Below are 23,053 nucleotides of genomic sequence, written 5' to 3'. Positions count from 1 at the left end.
TACCGCTCCGCCTTTACGCCGTCTTCACGGCCGCGGCCTTCTGGAGACCGTATTTCTCGACGGCGTTTTCGCGCATCTTGTACTTGAGGATTTTGCCCGCCGCGTTCATCGGGAAGGCCTCGACGAAGTCCACGTACTTCGGGCATTTGTGGCGCGCCATGTTCGCGAGGAAGTAATCCTTTATCTCCTTCTCGGTCGAGGTCTCGCCGTCCTTCAGGACGATGCAGGCGCATATCTCCTCGCCGAGCGCCTCGTCGGGCACGCCGATGACCTGAACGTCCTTGACCTTCGGGTGCGTGTAGAGGAACTCCTCGAGCTCCTGCGGGTAGATGTTCTCTCCGCCGCGGATAATCATGTCCTTCAGGCGGCCCGTTATCTTATAGTTGCCGTCCGGCGTGCGGCAGGCGAGGTCTCCCGTGTGGAGCCAGCCGTCTTTGTCGATGGCCGCCGCCGTCGCCTCGGGCATCTTGTAGTAGCCCTTCATTATATTGTAGCCGCGCGCGACGAACTCGCCGTTCACGTTGTCGGGCACTTCCTCGTTCGTCTCGGGGTCTACGATGCGGCATTCGATTTCCGGCAGCGCGTGGCCGACCGTCTCGACGCGCACCTCGAGCGAGTCGCCCGTGTCGCTCATCGTGCAGCCAGGCGAGGCCTCGGTCTGTCCGTAGACTATGACGATTTCCTTCATGTTCATCTTGTTGACGACGTCGCGCATCTTCGCTATCGGGCAGGGGCTTCCCGCCATGATTCCGGTGCGCATGTAGGAGAAGTCCGTCTTTGCGAAGTCCTCGTGCTCCATCATCGCGATGAACATCGTCGGCACGCCGTGGAAGCAGGTGATGTGCTCCTGGTTGATGCAGGCGAGCGAGGCCTTCGTCGAGAAGTACGGCAGCGGCGAGAGCGTCGTGCCGTGCGTCATCGCGGCGGTCATCGCGAGCACCATGCCGAAGCAGTGGAACATCGGCACCTGTATCATCATGCGGTCCTCGGTCGAGAGGTCCATGCGGTCGCCGATGCATTTGCCGTTGTTGACGACGTTGTAGTGCGTGAGCATGACGCCCTTCGGGAAGCCGGTCGTGCCGCTCGTGTACTGCATGTTGCAGACGTCGTGGATGTCTACGGCGGCGGCGAGGCGGTGGACCTCCTCGAGCGGCGTCATGTGCGCGCGGGCGACGGCCTCCTCCCACGTGAGGCATCCCTTCATGCGGAAGTCCACGGTGATTATGTTGCGCAGGAACGGCAGGCGGCGGCAGGCGAGCGGCTTGCCGGGCGTAGCGGTCTCCAGCTCTGGGCAGAGCTCCTTCATAATCTCGTCGTAATGCGAGTCGCGGTAGCCCTTGATCATCACGAGCGTGTGCGTGTCGGACTGGCGCAGCAGATATTCGGCCTCGTGGATTTTATAGGCGGTGTTGACTGTGACGAGCACCGCGCCGATTTTCGTCGTCGCCCAGAAGGTCAGGTACCACTGCGGCAGGTTCGTCGCCCATATCGCGACGTGGCTGCCGGGTCTGACGCCGAGCGAAATCAGCGCGCGCGCGAACTCGTCTACGTCGTCGCGGAACTCGGAATAAGTACGCGTGTAGTTCAGCGTCGTGTACTTGAAGGCATACTGGTCGGGGAATTCCTCGACTATGCGGTCGAGCACCTGCGGGAAGGTCTTTTCGATGAGTTTGTCCTTCTGCCACGGATAGAGGCCGCGGCCGCGCTTGCTCTCGTAGAGGCGCTTTGACTTCACCATGCGCGCGGGGCTGCCGAAGCGGCTCATCGTATTCACGAAGTGCAGCGAAATCAGTTCGAGGTTTGCGATGTCCGGCATCCACTCGGGATTCCATTCGAGCGATATAAAGCCGTCGTAGTTCAGCGAGTAAAGTGAGCGCATCATCGCGTCGATGGGCAGGCTGCCCTCGCAGACGAGGCGGTATTCTACGGCGCCGTCTGCGATTTCGGAGTCCTTCAGATGTACGTGCTTGATGTATGCGCCGAGGTTCTTGACCGTCTTTTCCGGCGCTTCGCCCGCGTCGCGGAAGGTGTGCTGCAAGTCCCAGAGCGCCGCCAAATTGTCGCAGGCGTAGGAGTTGAGCACCTCGCAGAGCCTGTCTGTGTCGGAGAATATGCCGATGGTCTCGATGAGCAGCGTCACGCCCGCTTCCTGCGCGCAGGGCAGCACCGCGTCGAGCACGGCTTTGACGGCGTCGCGCTCTTCTTCGTAGCTCTTGCCAGCGTCCTTCGCGCCGAGGCGGACGTATGGAATGCGCAGCCCCTTCGCGGTCTCGACGTATTCTCTTATTTCCGCGCAGTTTTCCTCAAAGGCCGCCGCGTCGGCGATGTTGTGCCACGTGTCGATGCAGGGTATCGAAAGGCCCGCCTCGGTCATCTCGCGGTGCGCTGCGTTCGCCATCGCGGGGTCGAAGATGCTCGTCTTTTCCGAGAGCTTAGGCTCGTGTATGTTGTGTACCTCTATTCCGGCAAAGCCGCCGTCCTTCGCGACCTCGCAGAAATCCTGCCATGTGTAGTCGTGCCACCCGAAGGTGGAAAATGAGAGCTTCATTATCTGTGATTCTCCTCGTACGAAATCTTATTCAGCGCGTTGAAATATGCCATGATGCTCGAGCCGATGATGTCTGTCGAAATTCCGTTTCCCGCGTAGAGCTTGCCGTTCGAGCGGAGCTTGACGAGCGTCGAACCCATAGCCTCGCGCCCCTCAGTTACAGCCTGTATCTGGAAGTCGTCGAGTTCGTAGTGGTGTCCCGTTATCTGCTCAATCGCGAGGAAGGCCGCGTCGATGGGGCCGTCGCCGACCGCGAGGCCGAAGAGGTCCGCGCCGTTCTTGCGGCAGTGGATGTTCGCCGTCGCGCTGATTATGTTGCCGCTGTTTATGACGTAGCTCTCGAGCTCGTAGGTCGGCGGCACCTGAAGGGCCGTAGTCGCGATTATGGCCTCGAGCTCCTTCGTGCCGACGGACTTCTTGCGTGCGACGCTCACGAAGGTCTCGTAAACCTTCGCCATGTCCTCGTCGCTCAGGTCGTAGCCGAGGCGCACGACGGCCTTCGAAAGCGCGTCGATGTCGTCGTTCGCGTCGAGACGCACGTCAGAGCCGTCGGAAATCGCCATGCCCGTGTCGAAGGCGCTCGTGCGGCTGCGGTCCTTGCGCGTTATCCAGTTCATCTGCGCGACTGAGCGGTGCAGCTCCGTGTACTTCAGCCCGCACGCGTAGCCGTAGTCGTCGCCGCGCAGACGGATTATCTGCGCAGCCGCCTCGAGCGCCGGAGCGCAGCCGCCGCCTACCGTCACGTCCACCTCCGCGGCCCCGGCGCGCACCGCCGAAACGGCGCAGGCCGCCGCCATCGACAGCTCGTCGGAGCATTTGACGCCGAGCGTCACGTTCTCAAGCTCCGGCACGTTCGCGTAAAGCTCCTTCACGAAGCTGTTGAACTCGTAGGGCATCATCATGCCCGCCGAATCGCAGACCGTCACCGTCGACGCGCCCGCCGCTATCGCGGCGCGTATCGCGCGGTAAAGGAACTCCGGCTCGCTGCGCGTCGCGTCCACCGCGGCGAATTCCACGTCGGCGCAGAGCGCGCGGCTCTTCGCCACGAGCGTCTCAATCATCTTGATAATCCCCTCGGGCTTCTTGTTGCAGACGAACTCCATCTGCACCGCCGAGAGCGGCGCTTCGACGTAAAGGCGCGGATGCGCCGCCTCAGCGACCGCGTTCCACGCCGTCTCCACGCCCGACTCCTCGAAGCCGACCGGAATCGAAAGCGCGCTGCGCTTCACCGCCGCCGCGACAGTGCGCACGAGCAGCGAATCAATCTTCTCGTTTACAATCGGCGCGAGGCTGATGACGTCGAGGTTCAGCCTGTCGAGAATCTTCGCGGCCTCGATAATCTCCTTGAACGAGAGCGCCCCTTCGCCGCAGCGCGAAGCCTCGCGCAGCGTAATGTCCGTAAACCTGATCTGTCCCATCCTGAAATCTCTCCTTCTCCAACTTCCGGAATCCCGCCCCGGACGGCTATAAAAAAGCCCCCGAGGCACATACATGCCTCAGGGGCGAAAAATTCACTCCGCGGTACCACCCTGATTGCCGCGCGAACGCGGCCGCTCATTAGGGCCTCTGACGCGGCCGGCCGTAGCTCCTTAAAAACGGCGCGCGCCGCCTTAGGGAACTCCGCTCGGGAGCGAGACCGCTCCGCCGCCCTTCGGTTCCGGCTTTCACCTGCGCGCCGGCTCTCTGTGCCCTATCTGCGACGGTCGTAACTCCGTCATCGCGTTTATCGCTATTTACTTTTAAAAGTCTCAACACTCAAATATCAAGACTGTATTTTTAAATATTATTACTACAACTGATATATTGTCAAGAGGGCATACATGTCATTTCTCCGAACCAACGATTAAGTTATAATACAATACAAAAATAAATATACGGAATGTGGGCAAGTGACTGTAAGTATATTGTTAGGTGGTGAGCCGTTATGACAATCCGAAATCTTCAAATTTTTATTGAGGTCGCAAAATCCGGCAGCATGAGCGATACTGCCAAGAAGCTGTATCTGTCTCAGCCTACGATCAGCCACGCTATCTCCAGCTTAGAGCAGGAATACCACACGCGCCTCTTTGACAGATCTCCCCAGCGTCTTTATCTGACGCAGTCCGGACGGCTTTTGTATTCAGAAGCGTATAATGTCATTCAAGCGATCACACATTTAAACGATGTAATGCACGAACAAGAGGAGAATTCGCCTATCAGCGTAGGCGCGTCGGTGACAGTCGCGGTAAGCATATTAGATTCCGTTATAGAAGAATTCAAGAAACATCATCCGCAAATGGAGGTCAAGCTATTAATCAGCAACACCTCTGCTATAGAAACTGCGATGGAAAATAACGAAATAGATTTAGCGATAGTTTCCGGCGAAATACACAATCCTCTTATAGAAACGTGCAAAATCATACAGGATTATCAGGTGTGTGTATGCCGCAGCGACCACTATATGGCGGGTAAGAGCAACGTTACATTGGAAGAGCTGTGCAGGGAGAAGTTCGTCATGCTTCTGAGCGACAGATGGACGCGCGCCGCATTTGAAAAATATGTACACGACAAAGGGTATTCTCTCAACATCATATGCGAATGCTCCAACACAGGATTAGTAAAGGAGCGAATATTAAAGGGACACGGCATAACAATTATATCTGCGCGTGTAGTTGAAAAAGAGCTGCTCGCCGGGCAGCTTTCGTTAATCCATTGCGATGGGTGTTCATGGCAGAGGCCATTTGTGCTCGCATACAGAAAACAGAAATATTTGTCACGTGCCTTTCGTGACTTCATTCAGATTGCAAAGGACTATGACGACAACAATGTGCTGAAGCTAATATAAACTCCCTTACTGCCTTACTGCGCGTAAAAAGTCAGGCGAGTCTGCCTAACTGTGCAAACTCGCCTGACTTCACGTTGTTGGATAACTTTTAGGTATAACTTAGGGTTTAGCGATAAAGCCCCAAGAATCCCCACACGGCGGCAAGAACCGTCGACGCCAGCGCGACGATGATAAGCTGTGTGAAAAGCTTGCCTTTATCCGTTTCTTCATTCGCATTCGCCATAATCAAACCGCCCATGCCGGACATCGGCGAGTATGCGCTGAGATGCGAACCTGTGATAACGGCGGATATCAGCGCCGAAGTTGTAACGCCGCCCACTTCGGATGCAATGCCGGCCGTCGTCGGAATCATAGTCGGCATTACGACGCCGACGGCGCTTGACACCGTAGACATAAGCCCGCCGATAACAGCCATAATCGGCGACGCGGTAACCGGAGTCATAACGCTAGACAGCGTATCAGCTATCATCGCAATGCCGCCGACAAACTCGATAACCGTGATCAGCATATTGACGCCGGCTATCATAAGGAACGTCCCCCACGGAACAGACTTAATTGCTTCGTTCTGCTTCACCAAGCCAAGCGCGGCAAGTACAGTCGACGCGAGGAAAGCCATCAGATAGAGCTCATATTTCATAACGAGCACGCCGATAACAAAAAGCGCTATGACGAGAACCGTTATTTTTTGTTCTTTCGTAATTTCTATTTTTTCCCCGCGGCTCTCGACCTCGTGATTTTTAAGCTTCCAGCCGCCCAGTACGGCATATAGAATGATTCCCTCGATAAAAGCTGCTATCGTCAATCCGCAGAAAATCGGGAAATAACGAGTCACGCCGACTCCTTCGGAAAGAGTGATCGCTACGATGCCTGTCGATGAGAGCGGGAACAGCGTGCCGAAAAGCGCGCCGGAAGCCACCATCGTCCCCATAAGGAGATCGGATATTTTCTCGCGTCTTGCAACGGCCATGCCCATCGGTATCATGATCGAGTTGGCAGGCAGCGGCCCAGGCCCCAGTGCCGTAAGAATTGAATTCGCGAAGAAAAAGAAAATAGGTATAAGACGATTCTTCCCGCGGGACACGCGCTCGATAAACGCGGCGATAAGATCCATAGTGCCGTTCGTCTTTGCCATAAAGAACAGCAGAGAAACGCCTACCAGCCTCAGATAAAGCTGAAGCGGAAAGCCCTTCATTATATCGTTTGCCGACATTCCGGCAAAGAATATGCCTATAAAAAACGCAAATGATATTCCTAAAAGCCCCGTGTTGACATTTCGAAAAAACCCTATAGCGATAGCTACAATGAGCGCCAAAATCGATAAAATTTGTATATCCATAATTTCAGCTCCTATCTATGCCGCTGCATAAACTTAATAATTCTGCGCTATGCCTGCGAACGCCTTAAAAGGATCAAAATTCAGCAAATCTATCTTGTTGATGACCGCAGCTTCGGGAGATCGATATTTTTTCGTCCCGTCCTGCACATGAACCGCAATCATATGCACGACTTCATCCGGCAGTCCGTTCTTTGCCGCGAGACACGAGCCGGAAATGCAGTGGTGCATCAATTTCCCTCTCTCATTCACATATGGACGCCCGTTCTCATCCTTACCATATTCAATAATTTTGCCGACGTCATGCAGCAGAGCGCCCGCCATTAAATAATCGTAGTTCCACTTGTATTCTGGATGTTTTTCGCCGTAGCATGTCTGCATCATCTGATAAGCCTGATTTGTCATATAAGCTACTGAGCGCATATGTTCCCTCAGCGTTATAGTAACGCCGGGGATATTCACAGTGAAGGGAAGTTCTGCAAGCTCTTCCCATGTCCAACCGCCTATTTCACGCGCCTCATCAAACGTTGCCGCCACTTTCATACGCAGTTCTTGGTCGTTCAGGTATTTGATTTCCGGGATAAAGTCCTCCAAGCTCATATACATTGGCTTAACCTCCTGTTGGTAATGGAATATAATCCACATTGTTAAAGTTAACTATTTAACAATGTCATCATTATAGCTTTCGACTGTTATTTAAAAAAATGCTTTATTTTCAATATCCATATTACTATTTATCTATATGTATATGTAAAATCCATAATTGAGCAAACGCTGTCGATAAATATGCAAAAGCTCTTCTTACATATCTATTGTAATTAAATTGCGCTTGAAAACAGAGCGAAACGAGGCTATCATAGTCCAAACGTTGAAGTAAAGGGAGAGACACGATTGACCGCAGAGCGTGACTCGTCGATGCAGAATCAGGCGTACCAATTCATCCGCAAAAAAATCGAGCGCTGCGAATACGCGCCGAACGACATGCTAAGCGAGTCGCTGCTCCGCGAAGAGCTCGGCTTCTCGCGCACGCCGGTGCGCGAAGCGATAGGGCGGCTCGCGCAGGAGGGGCTCGTGCGCGTCTACCCGAAGCGCGGCATAATGGTCTCGGCCATCTCCATCGGCGACATACATCAGATATTCGAGGTCCGCGCGCTCGTCGAGCCCTACGCGCTGGCCGCGCACCACGACAAGCTTGATTTGGCGGCAATCGCGCGCTTCTCAGAGGCGTTCCACGCCTACGGAGGCGGCGGCAGCGGCGACGACATCTACGGCATCGACGACCGCTTCCACGAGACCCTCATCTCCGCGATAGAGAACGACTACCTGCTCGAGCTCTACGACAGAATACACGTCCAGAGCGTCCGCCTGCGCGTGCTGAGCGGCCGGCTCATCGAAAGCCGCATCCGCGACACGATGGCGGAGCACGCGCGCATAGCCGACGCCTGCCTAGCGCGCGACTGGCAGGGCGCGGCGCTCGCGATGACGGAGCACCTCCGCTGCTCGAAAGAATCGTCGCTCGCCGCGATACTGAAAAATTCCGGACAGGAGATATAACGCACATGAACGCACGCAGCGAAGCAGAATGCTACACGCGCTACCGCGCGACGGCGCGGCGCTTTGAACTGTTCGGCGCGGCGATACTCGCCGCCGGAGTCCTCTGCTATACGGCCTTCGGCGATTCCGTAAAATGGCCCGGCGTCGCGCTCGGCGCAGTCGGGCTCTGCGCCTTCGCGCTCGGCGCCGCGAGCCTACGCCCGCACAACGTCGTCAAATCCTTCGCGCTCCAGTGCATGCAGAACCCCAACGAAGAATACGCCCGAGGCCTCCTCAACGCCCTCACCGCCGAGCGCAGAATCCGCCTCACGATGCGCTCCATCCGCATGGTCGAAGGCGCCGTCATAACCTACGCCCGCACCGAAAACGTCGACAAAGAACTAGCCGAACGCCTAGCCGCCGCCCTGCACGAGCACGTGGTGAAGAAGACGTTTTAACATTGACAACACGTCTCAATATCCTAAGTATTATTGGACTATCGGCATAACAATAATATAATTTGCATTAGCTTTTGTTATATATTGATTTTGTTAAATTGATTAATGTATGTATCTGCTTGTTCAAGACGAAATTTTTCCTATATACAACGCCGAACAGGAGTAACTCTTCGGAATGTTCAATTGCAAAGAATTCTACGTTGTCTGGAACGAATTGGGTTTTAGCGCCCATCTCCGGCATAATAGTAAAACTCATAGTGTTAGATACCATATTTAATGCCGTAGACATATTCTCAGTTTGCCAAATCTTACGTGGGCGAATATTTTGTTGGGCCAAAAGCCTATCTGTCGCGACAGTCATATTTTGACCTGGCTGTAAAGATATGAAATGTTCATTTTCTAAAAATGTAATGTCAACATGTCGATATCCGTCTTTTTGAATGGGTATAGAGGATATCGCTTTTTTTACCAAAGGATGTTGCTTATTGCCGACCAAAATGCATTTTTCGCTCCATAGCGTTTCCTGTATAGTCTGACTAGGAAAGTGGGACGGAAAGTTCATGAGGCATATATCGACCTCTCCTTGCACTAAAGCAGTTTCCACCTGAACGGCGCGACCTTCTTTAAGTACAATATCCCATTTCGGATGGTGCTTATGGAAAGCTGGAATAAGTGTCGGCAGCATTATAGCTCCTCTCCATTGAGCAATGCCGACGCGTATTTCCCCCACCTCGTTATTACGAAGACCGCTGAGCTCTTCGCTGAATTGACGATCCATCGCTTGTATTCTTTTTATATATTCATAATAACGTTTTCCTGCATAGGTAAGCTTTAACGGTGATGCGCGATGGTCAAATAGTTCTACGCCTAAGTTTTGTTCCAAACGTTTTAGATATTTGCTGAGTGAGGGCTGCGTGAGGAACAATATCTCAGCCGCACGTGTTATGCTGCCGCATTCAACTATAGTTATAAAATTGTTATAGTTTTTGAAAAACATGATAATCTCTTCTCCTATAACATGACATAAAAGCTATATTTATCATACACTAATTGGCATTTTACGAACAAGAGTTCTCTGATATATCATGAAAATGTAGTCGGAAGAATCTTTGTTCAATTAGGGAAAAATAGCGAGGTGGTTATATGCAGTGAAGTAATGGGCAATCTTCTATTAAATAGTAAATTGTTTGACGCACACACTAGTTAGTTCATCGAATGGGGTTTTTGTTTTTTATAGCAACTTGGAATTTATACCAAAGCTTGAGATACGGAGGGTAATAAAATATGAAAAAGATCATAGCAATATCAGTCGCTTCTTTATTTATGGTAATGAGCGCTATTACGTGTGGTAATGCCGCGGCAAAGGATGATGCAAACTACCCGACGAATACCATTTCACTTTATTGCGGTTATTCTGCTGGCGGCGGTTCCGACCTTATTTGCCGCATTCTCGCTGAAAAGCTGACTGCATATTTTGGACAGACTGTAATCGTAGAGAACATAACTGGAGCCGGCGGTTGGGTTATGTGGACGCAGATGTTCCAGAATGCAAAGCCAGATGGATACAGCATTTATCAGATCAACACGCCGAACTTCAATCTTGGCGCATATGACCCCGCCAATCCGCGCAAATATACCTACAAGGATGTAGACCTGCTCTGTAACTGGGTATCTGACTACAATGCCATCGCCATTCGTAAGGATGAAAAACGCTACACCGACTGGAACAGCTTGGTGGAATACTGGAAAAATAACGAACTGATTTCGTCGGCTTCTGCCGTCGGTATACTGAGCGACGACGCCACCATAGTTCACCGTCTTACCAAATACTATGGAACGAAAGCTTCTATGATTCAGACTGGCGGAGCTGCAGACAACCAGACAATGCTGCTCAACGGCAGCACCGACTTTATGGTCGGTAACGTATCTGAAATGGCCAACGCGCATATTAACGGAGAGTATAAAATTATATGTGTCTTTGCGCCTGAGAGAGACAAAAATCTTGCCGAAGTTCCAACGTTTAAAGAGCTCACAGGAGAAAATATGATAGGAGACTCCTGCCGTGGTTTTGGTATCCCCAAGGGCGCTGACCCGAAGGTTCGCGAAATAATACTGACCGCGCTGCGTGAATGCATCAATGACGAAGCCATGATGGCTAAAATGGCTGAAATATATACGCCTGTCAACTATGTAGAAAATGAAGAATATCAGGCATTAATGCAGGATCGCCTGGAATCTGCCCTTGCGGCGTACGATCGTTCTGACGAACTGAAAAAGTAATCGGTTATGTGCGATTGTCAAGATCGTTTTAGGAAAGAGGGGAAATAATGAGTCCTAGAGCAAAGCAAGATATACTGGTCGCCGTCGTAATATACGCGGTTGTCGGATTCTTGTTTGCCGTTACGACTTCTTTGTCGTCGGATTCCGCTCTGCTTCCTCGCATGGTATTGACGCTCACTGCTATAGTTAATACGGTTGACGTCTGGTATATCATAGCCAAGGATAAGCAACTTCGTGCTGCGGGTGTAGTGGAATCTTCAAGGTTGCCGTTCGGCGATGCAAAAATGCCGATGATCGTATTCATTGGATCAATTGCTTATACGGCGTTGTTTGTTGCGACAGATTATTTTATCGCCACAGCAATCATGATCGTCGTATATATGCTGATTGAAAAGGTTAAACCTAAATGGCTGATTATCGTTATAACAGTTCTGTACCTAGCATTTATATATTACCTATTCGTGGTACAGCTGTCGGTACGGCTAATTCGTTAGAGAGCATAGGAGGGAAATACATATGGATATGTTAGCGGGTGCTTTATCAACGCTATTTACGTCTGAAGTCTTACTTGCTCTCATGGTCGGTGTGGTTGGAGGCATGATTATAGGCGCGATGCCAGGGCTGAGCGCCAGTATGGCCGTTGCGCTTCTGATACCTATTACATACGGTATGAATGCGGCAGCCGGGATTACGATGCTTACTGCTGTGTATACGTCGGCAATTTACGGCGGGTCTATAACGGCATGTCTGCTCCATACTCCAGGGACACCGTCTTCCGCTGCTACTGCAATGGATGGATATGCTTTAACGCGGCAGGGACGTGGCCTAAAGGCTATCGGATGCTCCACTATGTCCTCAATGATAGGGGGAACTTTCAGCGCAATTTGTCTGCTGTGTATAGCGCCGCCGCTGTCGAGGGTAGTTTTGTATTTCGGTTCGCTGGAATATTTCTTCCTCGGTGCCTTTGGACTGACTGTTATTGCCAGCGTTGCGGGCGATAACATGATGAAAGGGTTGATGAGCGGTTTCCTTGGAATTTTGGTCGGTTGTATAGGCCTTGATATCTTTACGGGAACTCCACGTTTTACCTTCGGCAGCATCAACCTAGAAGCTGGAATTCAGCTTGTACCTGCTATGATCGGGCTGTTCTCACTGTCACAGGTCATGATTGCAGTTGAAGACATAGTAAAAGGTAAAAAGAGCATCTTAGACGACGCAGCGTCAAGCCTCAGCGGAGAAATGCTCCTGACGCTTAAAGAGTTGAAGCAGTTAGCATTTACCATTGTGCAGTCTTCCATCATAGGCGTTTTGGTCGGTATTCTTCCCGGTGCTGGCGGAGATGTCGGAAGCTGGCTGTCTTATAATACCGCTAAAAAGACCTCAAAACATCCTGAAAAATTCGGGCACGGTTCTTTGGAAGGTATTTGCGCTTCCGAAACGGCAAACAACGCGGTCACAGGCGGTGCCTTGATTCCGATGCTCACCCTCGGAATCCCCGGCTCAGGCGTTACGGCGATTATGCTCGGCGGTCTGATGATTAAGGGAATGCAGCCAGGCTATAAGCTGTTTACTGAGCAAGGCGATATAACATATTGCATTATCTTGGGATTCTTGGCGGCTAATATTTTGATGGGAGTCATAGGACTTTGCATCGCCAAACAAGTGGTGAAAATCAGCGTAGTACCGATGACGATTCTTTGTCCGCTTATCTTGGCCCTTTCGCTGATTGGTGCATATGCAATTCGCCTGAATGTATTCGATGTTTATGTGATGCTCGCTTTTGGTCTGATAGGCTATTTCATGCGGAAATTCGGTTTTGCCACGGCACCCGTAGTTTTGGGAATGATTCTCGGGCCTATGGCGGAAATGAACTGGAGACAGGCGGTTCTGCTGTTCCGCGGGGATTTCGTCGGTTACTTCTTCTCCAGACCGATTTCGATTGTGCTTGCCATATTGACAATCGCATCCTTATTCTTCCCGCTGATTGTGAAGATTATCAATCGTAAAGCAAAAGCGGCAGAGGATACGCTGAACGATACGGCGTCGGAGGATTAGACATGAGAGCTATAGTTGTAGACAAGGATTATGGAAGTGTCTCTGCGGAGGAGCTGGAACGTGTCCAAAATGCTTATAAACAAGCCGGCATCACGCTCGAATTGGCACATTTTACAAGCGAGGATGAAATAATTAATGGATGCCGCGGGTGTAGCGCGATTCTTGGCACAGGTAATCCTCCTATAACAAGGAAGGTTATGGAAGCGCTTCCCGAGTTGCAATTTATACAGCGCTTTGGCGCCGGTGTAAATTCAATAGATCTGGACGCAGCAACAGAATTGGGGAAGATAGTACTTTTCCTTCCGGGATTTTGCGCGAAAGAACTGGCCGACCTCGCAACTGCCATGATTATGGGACTGGTACGCAACACTGCTTACTATGACCGCAAGATACGCGAAGGGGAATGGCCTAAATGCAGCTATTTGATGCCTGGAGATGTACGTGAAATGACGCTTGGGCTTTTTGGCTTTGGCGCTGCGGGGCATCATCTGCATGACATTTTCCATGGCGGTTTTGGCACTCGTATTATTGCATTTGACCCATACGTTTCCGATGCAGTAAAACGCCAGTATCCGGATGTGGAATTTGTGTCGTTTGATGAATTGCTGGAACAGAGTGATATTATTTCTATTCATTCTGTCTTGACGCCCGAGACAACACATATCTTCAACAAAGAAGCGTTTAAAAAAATGAAAAAGACGGCGATGATTATTAACACTTCTCGCGGTCCTATCATTGATCAAAAGGCTTTGGCGACTGCGCTGTTAACCGGAGAAATCCTTTATGCTGGACTTGATACCATGGAAGAAGAGCCGATTGCAAAAGATGATCCTCTCTTGAAGATGGATAATGTGATCTTGAACCCGCATAGCGGGTCCTATGGGGCCGGTTCTAAAAAGACACAAATTAACATGGTATGCAGCTTGATTCCGCAAGCGGTGCTAACGCATAATATCCCAGCTCGGTGCGTGGCGAACCGCAAGATATTAAATGAAAAAACAGAATTTACTTTTATTTAGTTTCTAGGAGGTAAGTTTTTATGGCAATTGGATGCAAGATTATTCGAGACTTTAAAAGGCCGGCGCCGGAGTTAATCGCGCGCTTTGAAGGTATGCCGGTAGCCAATATCGATGATAACATGGGCAGAATCGCAGCTGTTGATGCAGGTATTGAGCCTATCGGTTACAAAGGGCAGCTGCTTGGGCCTGCGTTTACCATCAAGGTCCCGCAGGGAGATAATTTAATGTTCCATGCTGCAATGGATCTTGCCAAGCCCGGCGATGTCATTGTTATCGATGCCGGCGGCTTTGTGGATAGAGCGATTTTTGGAGAACTCATGGCCACCTACTGCAAGGCCAGAGGAATCAAAGGCATAGTCTGTGACGGTGCCATACGCGATCGTGAGGGCCTCGCAAATATGGAAGGGTTCCATGTATATGCGCGCGCTGCTATTCCTAACGGTCCATACAAAAATGGCCCGGGAGAAATCAACGTTCCGGTCGTTATTGGTGGAAAAATAGTAAATCCGGGGGATATTGTCGTTGGAGACGACGATGGCGTACTATTTATAGACCCTGCGATTGCTGCAGAACTAGCAGACGCAACAGAAGCTACTCAGGACAAAGAAAATAGTATCATGGAGCATATAGTGAACGATAAAACATATATTCGTCCGTGGGTGGATGAAAAGCTGAAAGAAATCGGTTGCGAGATTATCTAGAAAATAGGTACGGTTGAAAGTATTGTCTAATAAATAACTAATAACTTAGGTCCCGTCAGCATACGGGACCTAGTTTTGTTGTTTCTTGGGTAGTTATTTCAAGATATTAGGATAGGGAGAAGTAAGATGAAGATTGTTGTGCTGGATGGTTATGCTTTGAATCCTGGAGATATCAGTTGGGAACGCATGGGAAAAATAGGTTCCTTGACCGTATATGACAGGACTTCTTTAACAGATTATCAAGAGATTGCCGACAGAATAGGCGATGCAGAGATTGTTTTGACAAATAAAACACCTATGCCGAACATTGTGTTAGAAAATTGCCCCAACATAAAGTATATCGGCGTTCTGGCTACAGGCTATAATGTGGTGGATGTCGCTGGCGCTAAGGCAAAAAATATCTGTGTGACAAATATCCCGTCGTACGGAACATCTGCGGTAGGCCAATTTGCTATTGCGCTACTTCTAGAAATTTGTCACCATATCGGACACCATAGTAAACGGGTCTTTGAAGGAGCCTGGGAAAACAGTTTAGATTGGTGTTTTTGGGATTATCCATTAATCGAGCTTGCTGGCAAGACAATTGGTATTATCGGCTTTGGTAGGATTGGGCAAACGACTGGGAGAGTTGCTAAGGCGCTTGGTATGAAAGTTATCGCCTACGATGCGTTCCCTAATGTTGCTGGGCGAGAGATTGCAGAATATGTTGACATTGATAGGTTATTTGCTGAATCGGATGTGATTGCTCTACATTGTCCTCTTCTTGATTCCACTAAAGGGATAATCTGTAAGAAAAATATTGAGAAGATGAAAGATGGAGTTATTATATTAAATAATTCAAGAGGGCCGCTAATTATTGAAAAGGATTTGGCAGAGGCTTTGAATTCAGGAAAAGTATATGCAGCGGGCGTCGATGTCGTGTCTGAGGAACCTATCAAAAAGGATAACCCATTGTTAAAAGCGAAGAACTGCATCATTACTCCCCATATTTCTTGGGCATCGAAAGAATGCCGTGCCCGATTAATGGATATGGCGGCGGATAATCTGATTGCATTTTTAGCAGGTAGACCACAAAATATTGTCAATTAAATTGTAGTTGGCAATAAATCATGAACATTTAAACTTTTAAATTCGTAAGGCAATAATGTTAATAAACAGTTATCGCTTCGTTGAAACACCGAATCGCCCCCCAATTCATACATCTTTTCTTGCGCTACGGAACATGGGTGAACTTTTAGGCATTCTGGCTATATTGTTTTGACGATGTAATTTTGTCTATTAAGATTATAATAACGTTTAACGCCGGACAAGTTAAGATGCCCGGCTTTTATTTTTTCTTTAAGTTCCTTGTTATACTATAAGCTTGGATGATATATATCATTAGGAGTTACTTAAAAGCAACGAATAGTGTATAATTATAAATATCATCCTTTTTAGTATAAATGTGCGGTGAGATAATGGAAAAAGAACTAGGTCAGAGAATAAAAGCAAGGCGTATTGCTCAAAAGATGACACTCAAAAAATTATCTGCTGAAACAGGTTTATCTATTAGTTTTCTCTCTATGGTAGAACGAGGTCAGACTTCTATTGCCATTGTGTCTTTAAAAAAAATTGCAGATGCTTTATCACAAAATGTTACAGACTTTTTTCTTAAAGATACAACAGAAGATGCGTCTTCGTCATATGTTATTAAACATGGATATTCGCCTAAGATTAGAAGTATAAGTGGAAATTATATATATTACAGTATTGGAAGCAATAATCCATCTTTCTGCTTAGATCCCATGTTAATAACATTACTGCCGGGGCAGTGTAAAGAAGATGTTGTCATGCTTGAGCATCGCGGGGAAGAATTTACATATGTTTTAGAAGGAATCGTATCTTTTTTTGTAAATGATCAAGAGGTCACTCTGTATCCAGGAGATAGCTATCATGGGTTAGGGAATTTCCCCCATAATTTTGTCAACTTATCTAACAATATTGCCAAGGTGCTTTATATATTAACACCGCCATTACAATATGGCGAAGAACCTACAATGTAATAATGTGTGCAGTAATAAACAAAAGCATCTGGCTCTTCTTGCACGAACTGATAGCACATCAAGTTGCGCAAGAAAAGCCAGATTGTTATAGAACAAAGTTTATGGCTTGTGAGATTCCTTGACAGCACGTTCTATAGCGTTAATGATATTTTCATACCCAGTACACCGGCATAAATGACCAGATATTAAACGACGAATCTCATCGCGCGTATAATTTTTCCTGTGGCCAACAATTTCTACTGCTGTTAAGATGAAACCAGGAGTACAGAACCCGCACTGTACGGCGGCTTCCTCTATAAAAGCTTTTTGTACGGGATGTAAAGAATTATCTTTATTTCTCAATCCCTCTACGGTAATAAGTTGTTTGTGTTCTGCCCATTCGGTAAGATATATGCAACTATTCACCACAACCCCATCAATAAGAACAGCGCATGCGCCGCATTCTCCAACAGAACATCCTTTTTTAACACTTGTAAGTCCTAATCTAATACGCAAGGTATCGACTAGTAATTCTCCTGGGTTGACCGCAATTTCATAATCCTTACCATTTACATTGAATTCAACGATTTTTAACATGATGAAGCTATCCCTTCTAATGCGCGATATACAGATGTTTTAAAAATCTCTCCAGCAATATGCTCTCTAAATGCTTTGCTGGCACGCCAAGAATCTCTCGGTTTTATTTCGGCACGTACTAAGTCAGGGCCTAATTCTAAAACATCCGCATAGTCTTTACCTCGTAAGGCTTCCTCCGCTTTCGTTAGTCTAATAGGAGTTGGCGCAGCGACGCCATAAGCAATACGAATGTCGTTTACTGTCCTACCATTTTCATTGAGCTTTACTTGTACAGCGCACCCAATTGTGGATATATCCATAGCATTCCTCATAGCGTATTTATAATAATAACCGCAATAACCGCTGTAATCATCTCTCGATATTAGAATATCGGTCATAATTTCGTTATAGGCGAGATCAACCTTCCCAGGTCCGAGATAAAAGTCTTGTATATTTACTGTACGTTTCCTCTCTTTGCTCATAAGTACAAGTTTTGCATTAAGGGTAAATAATGATGGTGCCGTATCTGCGCTTGTCGCACCATTACAAATATTGCCCCCGATTGTCCCGACAGCGCGTATCTGGGGCCCGCCAACGCTCATTGCAGCTTTTGCTATGATTGGAATATTCTGAGCAACAAGTTGATCTGATTCAAGTTCTCTGAACGTAGAAAGAGGACCGATTCTTATTATACCGTCATCTCTGATCGCAGTCCCCTTGAGCTCTGGGATTGCTCCAATGCTGACAAGTTTTGCATGAGGTATTTTCCCTTCCCTTATTTTAATCAGCACATCTGTACCGCCAGCGATGATTTTCGTTTCTGGTTCACTATTTAATATGCATAACACATCGTCAATACTGCGAGCGATATTATTCTGAACAATATCAAGCATTCTATTTTTTCTCCTGTAATAATCCGGCATCCATAAAACTCTTAATCAAATTAGGTGGATTTAATGGCAGCTTATCAATTGCAACACCTGTTGCGCAAAGAACGGCGTTCCTAATTGCGGCAGCGACAGGTATCGTTGGTGGTTCACCGAGTGACTTGTTGCCGTATGGACCACTTGGATCATTCGTTTCAAAGAAAGCAGTTTTTAATTCGGGGATGTCCATTGCTGTCGGTATTTTATAATCTAAAAGGTTTCCGTTGAGTAAATGGCCATTTTTATCATATAGCATCTGTTCGTACATAGCATATCCGATTCCCATCGCCATTCCACCATGTACTTGAGCAGAAGCCAATACAGGATTTATGATTTTGCCACTATCATGAACGTTAATAATATTTTCAATTTTTATGTGCCCCATATTAATATTAACCTCAACTTCTGCAAAGCAACATCCTAGAGCGTATGTATTATCTTTACATTGGTATGAAGATTCTGCTGTGATATGTAGCGCATGATCTCTGCTATAAAATGCTGTCATTGCAAGATCCTTTAATGAAACCACGGGCATATCATTGTTTTTATTGACTATGTGTCCATTTTTGATATCAAGGGTATTTTCTGGTTGAGCCAGCATTTCGGACGCATATTTAATCAATTTATTCTTTAATATTTGACATGTTTGTTTAAGAGCTGCACCGGAAACGTATGTTTGTCTCGATGCATATGCTCCTGTATCAAAGGGGGCATGATCTGTGTCTTGAGTACTTACTACATGTATCTGATCATATGGAATAGAAAGAGACTCAGATGCTATCTGTGTAAATACTGTGTCCGCGCCCTGACCGATTTCTGTAGCTCCCATTTCTACAAGTATTGAACCATCCTGTACAAGAATGACCCTCGCACTGCCGATTTCCATGGCACTAGGATACGCGCCGGACTTATAGCTAAAAATGGCCATGCCGATCCCTTTGCGTAAGTTGCCGGTTTGGTTCTTGTATGAAGCCCTTTTTTGTTCCCAATCAGTATATTTTTTGCCTATATCTAGACATTCGGATAAGCCATTACTGTGGCATATGATGCCAGTCTGTTTATCTAAATCACCAAGCTGCATCATATTTTTTTGTCTAAATATAATCGGATCCATATCGATCAACCGTGCAATATCATCGATGTGTGACTCCATTGCAAAATTTATCTGCGGTATACCATAACCGCGCATAGCTCCACCAGCGCATTTATTGGTATATACAGTCATAGTTTCTTGTTCTAATGCGTCCTGATGATATAAATTACGATAACCGCTAGATGCATTGGCAGCTATTGTATGTCCGTGAGACGCATAACCACCTTGGTTTGATACTACGCGGCTTTTCCTTGCGATAATCTTTCCCGTGTTATCCACCCATGTTGTAAGATAAAAATCAATAGCATGGCGTGTGCGGCTAGAGTGGAAAGTTTCCTCTCTACTCAAAGTTAATGCGACACACTTACCTCCGCATTGCATTGACAGAAATGCGTTAAGCGGTTCATATATGGCATCTTGCTTATTTCCAAAACCGCCGCCTACACATGGTTTTATTACGCGTACTAAACCATAAGATATCCCTAAAGCCTGAGCGATTATGCGTCTTATAATGTGAGGAATTTGTGTAGATGTCACGACAACTATACGTTCACCCTCCATATAAGCAAAGCTACATGCATTTTCAATATGACAATGCTGTACTGCATCTGTCTGATACAGTCCTTCGCATTTTTGTGTAGACTTATTCTCAAGCTCTTTATTGATATCTCCCTCAGAATATGCTGTCTTTTTAAGCACATTAGAGGGATATTCCTCATGTATGATATTGCCGTCATCAGCGTTGATTGCATCTTCGACGTTCATCAATGGGGGATATTCGTCATAGTCTACTTTTATTAACCTTAATGCTTTCTCTGCCGTCAATTCATCAATTGCGACAACGGCAGCAATACAGTCCCCCCAATGCCGTACACGCTGATTCAATAGTTTCCTATCAGCCACGTCCCTATGATCCAAATCCAACGACCATGGATGACCTGGGGTGGCAAATTGAATATCTGGTACGTCAAAGCAAGTAACTATTTTTTCAACACCTGGGAGGCTTGCTGCTTGAGACACATCTATAGATTTAATTAAACCATTTGCAAATGTACTATGCAGAACTTTTGCTACAAGCGCATCTGGAGGAATTAAATCTTCTGTAAACTTTGCTCTGCCTAGAACTTTATCCATCGCATCAACTCGGGGTATACTTTTCCCAATTATCATTTTCTACGCCTCCCGCCGACTTTCCTAAAAACTATAAAAAGTCCCAATGGCTGATAGCGCTATAACACTATACAGCCATTGGGAATGATCTTCTATAGATTTTTAATTACATTTTTACCTGTGCTAATATAACTTCTTGTGAAAATACTTCCTGTTGTTGCATGGCGCACGATACCTCGCAACATTTCAATAATATACATATTTGTTTCTTCTGGCTCTCCATCAACGCGAGGTATCAGCATACCACTAACAGGATCAAGAGCTCCAGCATCAACGCAAGCTCTAATCATACGCTTTTCCAAGCTGCCGTTGTGAAGGACCTCCTCTTCGCCTGCAAGTGCCGCAAGACAAGCACAAATACCATATGCACCCCAATTAGAAATATTACAGATCAGCCCGACATCTGCCGATACATCACAGGCAATACCAGCACCACATTCACAAAGACACTTGCCTCCGTTGGGGATTAACGCTTTTACTTCTTCTTTAACAACTCCCATCCCCATTTCATTGCCTAGGTCACCAACACCTATAGTAAGAATGCCTCTTTTCTGTGCTTCAAGATATAGATAATCCAGTTTCGCTGTAACAGCAGATATATTGTATCCCATGCCGCTGTGGTGCTCACGTTTCTCATTCCAGCCAGGACGCTCGACGGCAATCACTGCCTTGGGATTTAACCTATCCAAGATCTCTATTGCCTGTTTCTGAGCCTCATTATGATCGACCGGGAATCCAAGTACCATAGCTTTTCTTCCACGTCCGCCACGACGTAATTCATCTTCATTATCGCAAACGATCAATCCGGCTGCCTCGGTTGTCTTTTTTAGGTTCTCTTTCAGTATATCTTCTGTAAGAATAACCGGCACTGCCCCCAAGGACAGATCAAGACTGCGCGCAAGCGCTGCGACACCTATAGGGCCGTCTGTCTCTGGCCGATTCCAATTTAAAATAACAAATCCAGAAAGAAGAAGAACTGTATCGCCCTTGTTTACATTTTCATTTAGCAACCTTGCACTTTTTAACGTTAAGGGTTCACCGCCTGCTTTTGCTCTTGCAGCTTCGTATACCTGGGTAAGGGGCAGGCCCTTTAAAATTGTCCAATTTGACATAGGTACCGTTACAAGTCGATCAACGGCTTCTCCAATATATTTTAAATCCATCACATTCACCTCACATCAAGCTTTATAGTAGTCGTCAATATTTATGAGCGCATCCATTTTATTTGTACGGCGACGGTAGATGTGCGCTTTACTTAGTGGCGCAGTTGCATCAATCCCCAATTTACCAATATTCTCATCCTTGACATCTTCTCGCGTATAGGATGATACACCAGGGATCAACATCACGCCGGTTTGTGGACAGCAACGAGTTTGAATAGCCCAGAAAACATCATTCGGTTTTCTGACATCCACATCTTCATCAACAACAACGACAAACTGCGTCCACGCGTATGAAGCAAGTGCGGAAAGAAGGATATTTTTGGGCTGTTGCTCATTGCGCTTTTTCAGCCGGATAAAGCATCCGAATACGAAGGGTGATGCATGCACATCTATGATGTCTTCGGGGTTAGCAAACTTGCGGATATGATTGTAGATTTCTGCCTCTATCGGTAAGGCAAGCAAATTGAGATCTTCTGCCCCTCCTGCAAAAATGTCATGCCAAAACGCATCTTTACGGTGGGTGATTGCTTTGACATGGAATACATGATTTTTCATCACAGGCACATACGAGTCGGTAAATTCACCGAATGGGCCTTCATCTTCCCTGATATGAGGCATGACGATACCCTCAATCACGATTTCCGCATTCGCAGGCACTAGAACGTCGATGGTTTTACAACGCACAACTTCTAACTGTTCTTCGGCAAGGGCACCGGCAAATTCCAGCTCGTCTCGATCTATAGGAATTTTTGAAGCCCCGCTATACATAACGGCTGGGGATGCGCCAAGAACAATTGCCACTTCTAAAGGTTTATCCATTTTTTCGGCAGCTTCATAAAAAATACCAAGATGCTGCGGCGGCATCATGCGTACGCGAAGTTTATCTTTGTCAACAAGCTGGCATCGATTAAATGACGCGTTCATCATCCCTAGCTCTGGATGTCTAGCGACCAAGACTCCACCTGTAATATATCGTCCATTATTTCCATCGCTGTGAATGCAGAGCGGTAAATCAAACAGATTAGGTTCATCTACAATCACATCCTGAACGGGACCAGTGCTAACTATTTTATACGGTAGCTGTTTTTCTTCTCTATGACTCCACTGTTCAAACATTTTGCTCTGATCCATGTTTAGAGATGCTGCTATCCCTTCTCTGGAAGAAAGGGCATAAGTCAAAACAGGAAATTTAGAGCCTTTTACATGTTCAAAGTAGACAGCTTTGCCATATTTTTCATTGATTTTCTTGGCGACAGCGACGAGTTCATATTCAGGATCAACTTCTCTTGTGACGTGTGCAACACGCCCCCTTTTTTCAAGCCATTCAAGCAATGCACGTAAATCTTTCATAAT

At 47.5% G+C, this 23,053-nt stretch carries 20 protein-coding genes; 10 read left to right on the top strand and 10 right to left on the bottom strand.

Translation table 11 applies throughout. The features are described from left to right. Positions 1-13: 13 nt before the first annotated feature. Together ABGT66_RS10520 and ABGT66_RS10515 are read right to left on the bottom strand one after the other, a co-directional pair. Positions 14-2,548, bottom strand: a complete 2,535-nt coding sequence (locus ABGT66_RS10520; protein ID WP_346690556.1) for an AMP-binding protein — start codon at positions 2,546-2,548, stop codon at positions 14-16. Further along, the gene (locus ABGT66_RS10515) at positions 2,548-3,966 is read right to left on the bottom strand and encodes an alpha-isopropylmalate synthase regulatory domain-containing protein (RefSeq protein ID WP_346690555.1); all 1,419 of its coding nucleotides are present in this window, start codon (positions 3,964-3,966) and stop codon (positions 2,548-2,550) included. The genes ABGT66_RS10520 and ABGT66_RS10515 overlap by 1 nt, the downstream gene beginning before the upstream one ends. A gap of 506 nt (positions 3,967-4,472) precedes the next feature. Here ABGT66_RS10515 and ABGT66_RS10510 point away from each other — a divergent pair. Further along, positions 4,473-5,372, top strand: coding sequence for a LysR family transcriptional regulator (locus ABGT66_RS10510; protein WP_346690554.1), 900 nt, complete (start codon positions 4,473-4,475; stop codon positions 5,370-5,372). A gap of 106 nt (positions 5,373-5,478) precedes the next feature. Here the strand turns inward: ABGT66_RS10510 and ABGT66_RS10505 are convergent, their stop codons facing one another. Next, a complete protein-coding gene (locus tag ABGT66_RS10505; protein WP_346690553.1) occupies positions 5,479-6,708 on the bottom strand; it encodes an SLC13 family permease in 1,230 nt (409 codons plus the stop codon). Positions 6,709-6,741: 33 nt separating this feature from the next. Further along, complete coding sequence (locus ABGT66_RS10500; RefSeq protein ID WP_346690552.1) at positions 6,742-7,305, bottom strand: HDIG domain-containing metalloprotein; 564 nt, start codon at positions 7,303-7,305, stop codon at positions 6,742-6,744. A 291-nt stretch (positions 7,306-7,596) separates the two neighbouring features. Between ABGT66_RS10500 and ABGT66_RS10495 the strand changes: the two genes are divergently transcribed. Continuing rightward, positions 7,597-8,259 carry a GntR family transcriptional regulator gene (locus ABGT66_RS10495; RefSeq protein ID WP_346690551.1) on the top strand — a complete coding sequence of 221 codons (663 nt, stop codon included), beginning with the start codon at positions 7,597-7,599 and terminating at the stop codon, positions 8,257-8,259. Positions 8,260-8,264: 5 nt separating this feature from the next. Next, positions 8,265-8,696 carry a hypothetical protein gene (locus tag ABGT66_RS10490; RefSeq protein WP_346690550.1) on the top strand — a complete coding sequence of 144 codons (432 nt, stop codon included), beginning with the start codon at positions 8,265-8,267 and terminating at the stop codon, positions 8,694-8,696. Positions 8,697-8,763: 67 nt separating this feature from the next. On the opposite strand, the gene ABGT66_RS10485 is transcribed toward ABGT66_RS10490, so the two are convergent. Further along, positions 8,764-9,693: a LysR family transcriptional regulator gene (locus ABGT66_RS10485; protein WP_346690549.1), complete on the bottom strand. Its 930-nt coding sequence runs from the start codon at positions 9,691-9,693 to the stop codon at positions 8,764-8,766. Between the two features lie 287 nt (positions 9,694-9,980). Here ABGT66_RS10485 and ABGT66_RS10480 point away from each other — a divergent pair, with 287 nt between their 5' ends. The 7 genes from ABGT66_RS10480 (at position 9,981) to ABGT66_RS10450 (ending at position 16,793) form a co-directional block, all read left to right on the top strand. After that, a complete protein-coding gene (locus ABGT66_RS10480; protein WP_346690548.1) occupies positions 9,981-10,976 on the top strand; it encodes a tripartite tricarboxylate transporter substrate binding protein in 996 nt (331 codons plus the stop codon). A gap of 47 nt (positions 10,977-11,023) precedes the next feature. After that, positions 11,024-11,470 carry a tripartite tricarboxylate transporter TctB family protein gene (locus ABGT66_RS10475; protein ID WP_346690547.1) on the top strand — a complete coding sequence of 149 codons (447 nt, stop codon included), beginning with the start codon at positions 11,024-11,026 and terminating at the stop codon, positions 11,468-11,470. Between the two features lie 22 nt (positions 11,471-11,492). Beyond that, positions 11,493-13,031, top strand: a complete 1,539-nt coding sequence (locus ABGT66_RS10470; protein ID WP_346690546.1) for a tripartite tricarboxylate transporter permease — start codon at positions 11,493-11,495, stop codon at positions 13,029-13,031. Between the two features lie 2 nt (positions 13,032-13,033). Further along, a complete protein-coding gene (locus ABGT66_RS10465; RefSeq protein ID WP_346690545.1) occupies positions 13,034-14,050 on the top strand; it encodes a C-terminal binding protein in 1,017 nt (338 codons plus the stop codon). A 20-nt stretch (positions 14,051-14,070) separates the two neighbouring features. Next, on the top strand, positions 14,071-14,751 hold the full coding sequence (locus ABGT66_RS10460; RefSeq protein WP_346690544.1) for an RraA family protein: 681 nt from the start codon (positions 14,071-14,073) through the stop codon (positions 14,749-14,751). A gap of 126 nt (positions 14,752-14,877) precedes the next feature. Beyond that, positions 14,878-15,840, top strand: coding sequence for a D-2-hydroxyacid dehydrogenase (locus ABGT66_RS10455; RefSeq protein ID WP_346690543.1), 963 nt, complete (start codon positions 14,878-14,880; stop codon positions 15,838-15,840). Between the two features lie 368 nt (positions 15,841-16,208). Beyond that, positions 16,209-16,793 carry an XRE family transcriptional regulator gene (locus tag ABGT66_RS10450; protein ID WP_346690542.1) on the top strand — a complete coding sequence of 195 codons (585 nt, stop codon included), beginning with the start codon at positions 16,209-16,211 and terminating at the stop codon, positions 16,791-16,793. A gap of 99 nt (positions 16,794-16,892) precedes the next feature. On the opposite strand, the gene xdhC is transcribed toward ABGT66_RS10450, so the two are convergent. The 5 genes from xdhC to ABGT66_RS10425 form a co-directional block, all read right to left on the bottom strand. Next, entirely contained in the window at positions 16,893-17,369 is a 477-nt protein-coding gene (gene xdhC / locus ABGT66_RS10445; protein ID WP_346690541.1) for a xanthine dehydrogenase subunit XdhC, read from the bottom strand. After that, complete coding sequence (gene xdhB, locus ABGT66_RS10440; RefSeq protein WP_346690540.1) at positions 17,363-18,241, bottom strand: xanthine dehydrogenase subunit XdhB; 879 nt, start codon at positions 18,239-18,241, stop codon at positions 17,363-17,365. Before xdhB ends, xdhC begins: the two co-directional genes overlap by 7 nt. A 1-nt stretch (position 18,242) precedes the next feature. Next, positions 18,243-20,537: a xanthine dehydrogenase subunit XdhA gene (gene xdhA / locus ABGT66_RS10435; protein WP_346690539.1), complete on the bottom strand. Its 2,295-nt coding sequence runs from the start codon at positions 20,535-20,537 to the stop codon at positions 18,243-18,245. A gap of 92 nt (positions 20,538-20,629) precedes the next feature. Beyond that, the gene (locus ABGT66_RS10430) at positions 20,630-21,700 is read right to left on the bottom strand and encodes a DUF4392 domain-containing protein (RefSeq protein WP_346690538.1); all 1,071 of its coding nucleotides are present in this window, start codon (positions 21,698-21,700) and stop codon (positions 20,630-20,632) included. 15 nt (positions 21,701-21,715) lie between these two features. Continuing rightward, a complete protein-coding gene (locus tag ABGT66_RS10425; protein ID WP_346690537.1) occupies positions 21,716-23,050 on the bottom strand; it encodes a UbiD family decarboxylase in 1,335 nt (444 codons plus the stop codon). Positions 23,051-23,053: the final 3 nt, after the last annotated feature.

It is taken from the genome of uncultured Cloacibacillus sp. (assembly GCF_963926575.1).
Classification (GTDB): domain Bacteria; phylum Synergistota; class Synergistia; order Synergistales; family Synergistaceae; genus Caccocola; species Caccocola faecigallinarum.
This window is presented reverse-complemented; position numbering and strand designations above follow the sequence as displayed.

Bases quoted from the DNA above. Each gene is read 5' to 3' on its own strand.
- ABGT66_RS10520 (WP_346690556.1), bottom strand. From the start codon at position 2,548: ATGAAGCTCTCATTTTCCACCTTCGGGTGGCACGACTACACATGGCAG.
- ABGT66_RS10485 (WP_346690549.1), bottom strand. From the start codon at position 9,693: ATGTTTTTCAAAAACTATAACAATTTTATAACTATAGTTGAATGCGGC.
- ABGT66_RS10475 (WP_346690547.1), top strand. From the start codon at position 11,024: ATGAGTCCTAGAGCAAAGCAAGATATACTGGTCGCCGTCGTAATATAC.
- xdhA (WP_346690539.1), bottom strand. From the start codon at position 20,537: ATGATAATTGGGAAAAGTATACCCCGAGTTGATGCGATGGATAAAGTT.
- ABGT66_RS10465 (WP_346690545.1), top strand. From the start codon at position 13,034: ATGAGAGCTATAGTTGTAGACAAGGATTATGGAAGTGTCTCTGCGGAG.
- ABGT66_RS10505 (WP_346690553.1), bottom strand. From the start codon at position 6,708: ATGGATATACAAATTTTATCGATTTTGGCGCTCATTGTAGCTATCGCT.
- ABGT66_RS10470 (WP_346690546.1), top strand. From the start codon at position 11,493: ATGGATATGTTAGCGGGTGCTTTATCAACGCTATTTACGTCTGAAGTC.
- ABGT66_RS10455 (WP_346690543.1), top strand. From the start codon at position 14,878: ATGAAGATTGTTGTGCTGGATGGTTATGCTTTGAATCCTGGAGATATC.
- ABGT66_RS10515 (WP_346690555.1), bottom strand. From the start codon at position 3,966: ATGGGACAGATCAGGTTTACGGACATTACGCTGCGCGAGGCTTCGCGC.
- ABGT66_RS10430 (WP_346690538.1), bottom strand. From the start codon at position 21,700: ATGGATTTAAAATATATTGGAGAAGCCGTTGATCGACTTGTAACGGTA.
- ABGT66_RS10480 (WP_346690548.1), top strand. From the start codon at position 9,981: ATGAAAAAGATCATAGCAATATCAGTCGCTTCTTTATTTATGGTAATG.
- ABGT66_RS10425 (WP_346690537.1), bottom strand. From the start codon at position 23,050: ATGAAAGATTTACGTGCATTGCTTGAATGGCTTGAAAAAAGGGGGCGT.
- xdhC (WP_346690541.1), bottom strand. From the start codon at position 17,369: ATGTTAAAAATCGTTGAATTCAATGTAAATGGTAAGGATTATGAAATT.
- ABGT66_RS10490 (WP_346690550.1), top strand. From the start codon at position 8,265: ATGAACGCACGCAGCGAAGCAGAATGCTACACGCGCTACCGCGCGACG.
- xdhB (WP_346690540.1), bottom strand. From the start codon at position 18,241: ATGCTTGATATTGTTCAGAATAATATCGCTCGCAGTATTGACGATGTG.
- ABGT66_RS10500 (WP_346690552.1), bottom strand. From the start codon at position 7,305: ATGAGCTTGGAGGACTTTATCCCGGAAATCAAATACCTGAACGACCAA.
- ABGT66_RS10450 (WP_346690542.1), top strand. From the start codon at position 16,209: ATGGAAAAAGAACTAGGTCAGAGAATAAAAGCAAGGCGTATTGCTCAA.
- ABGT66_RS10510 (WP_346690554.1), top strand. From the start codon at position 4,473: ATGACAATCCGAAATCTTCAAATTTTTATTGAGGTCGCAAAATCCGGC.
- ABGT66_RS10460 (WP_346690544.1), top strand. From the start codon at position 14,071: ATGGCAATTGGATGCAAGATTATTCGAGACTTTAAAAGGCCGGCGCCG.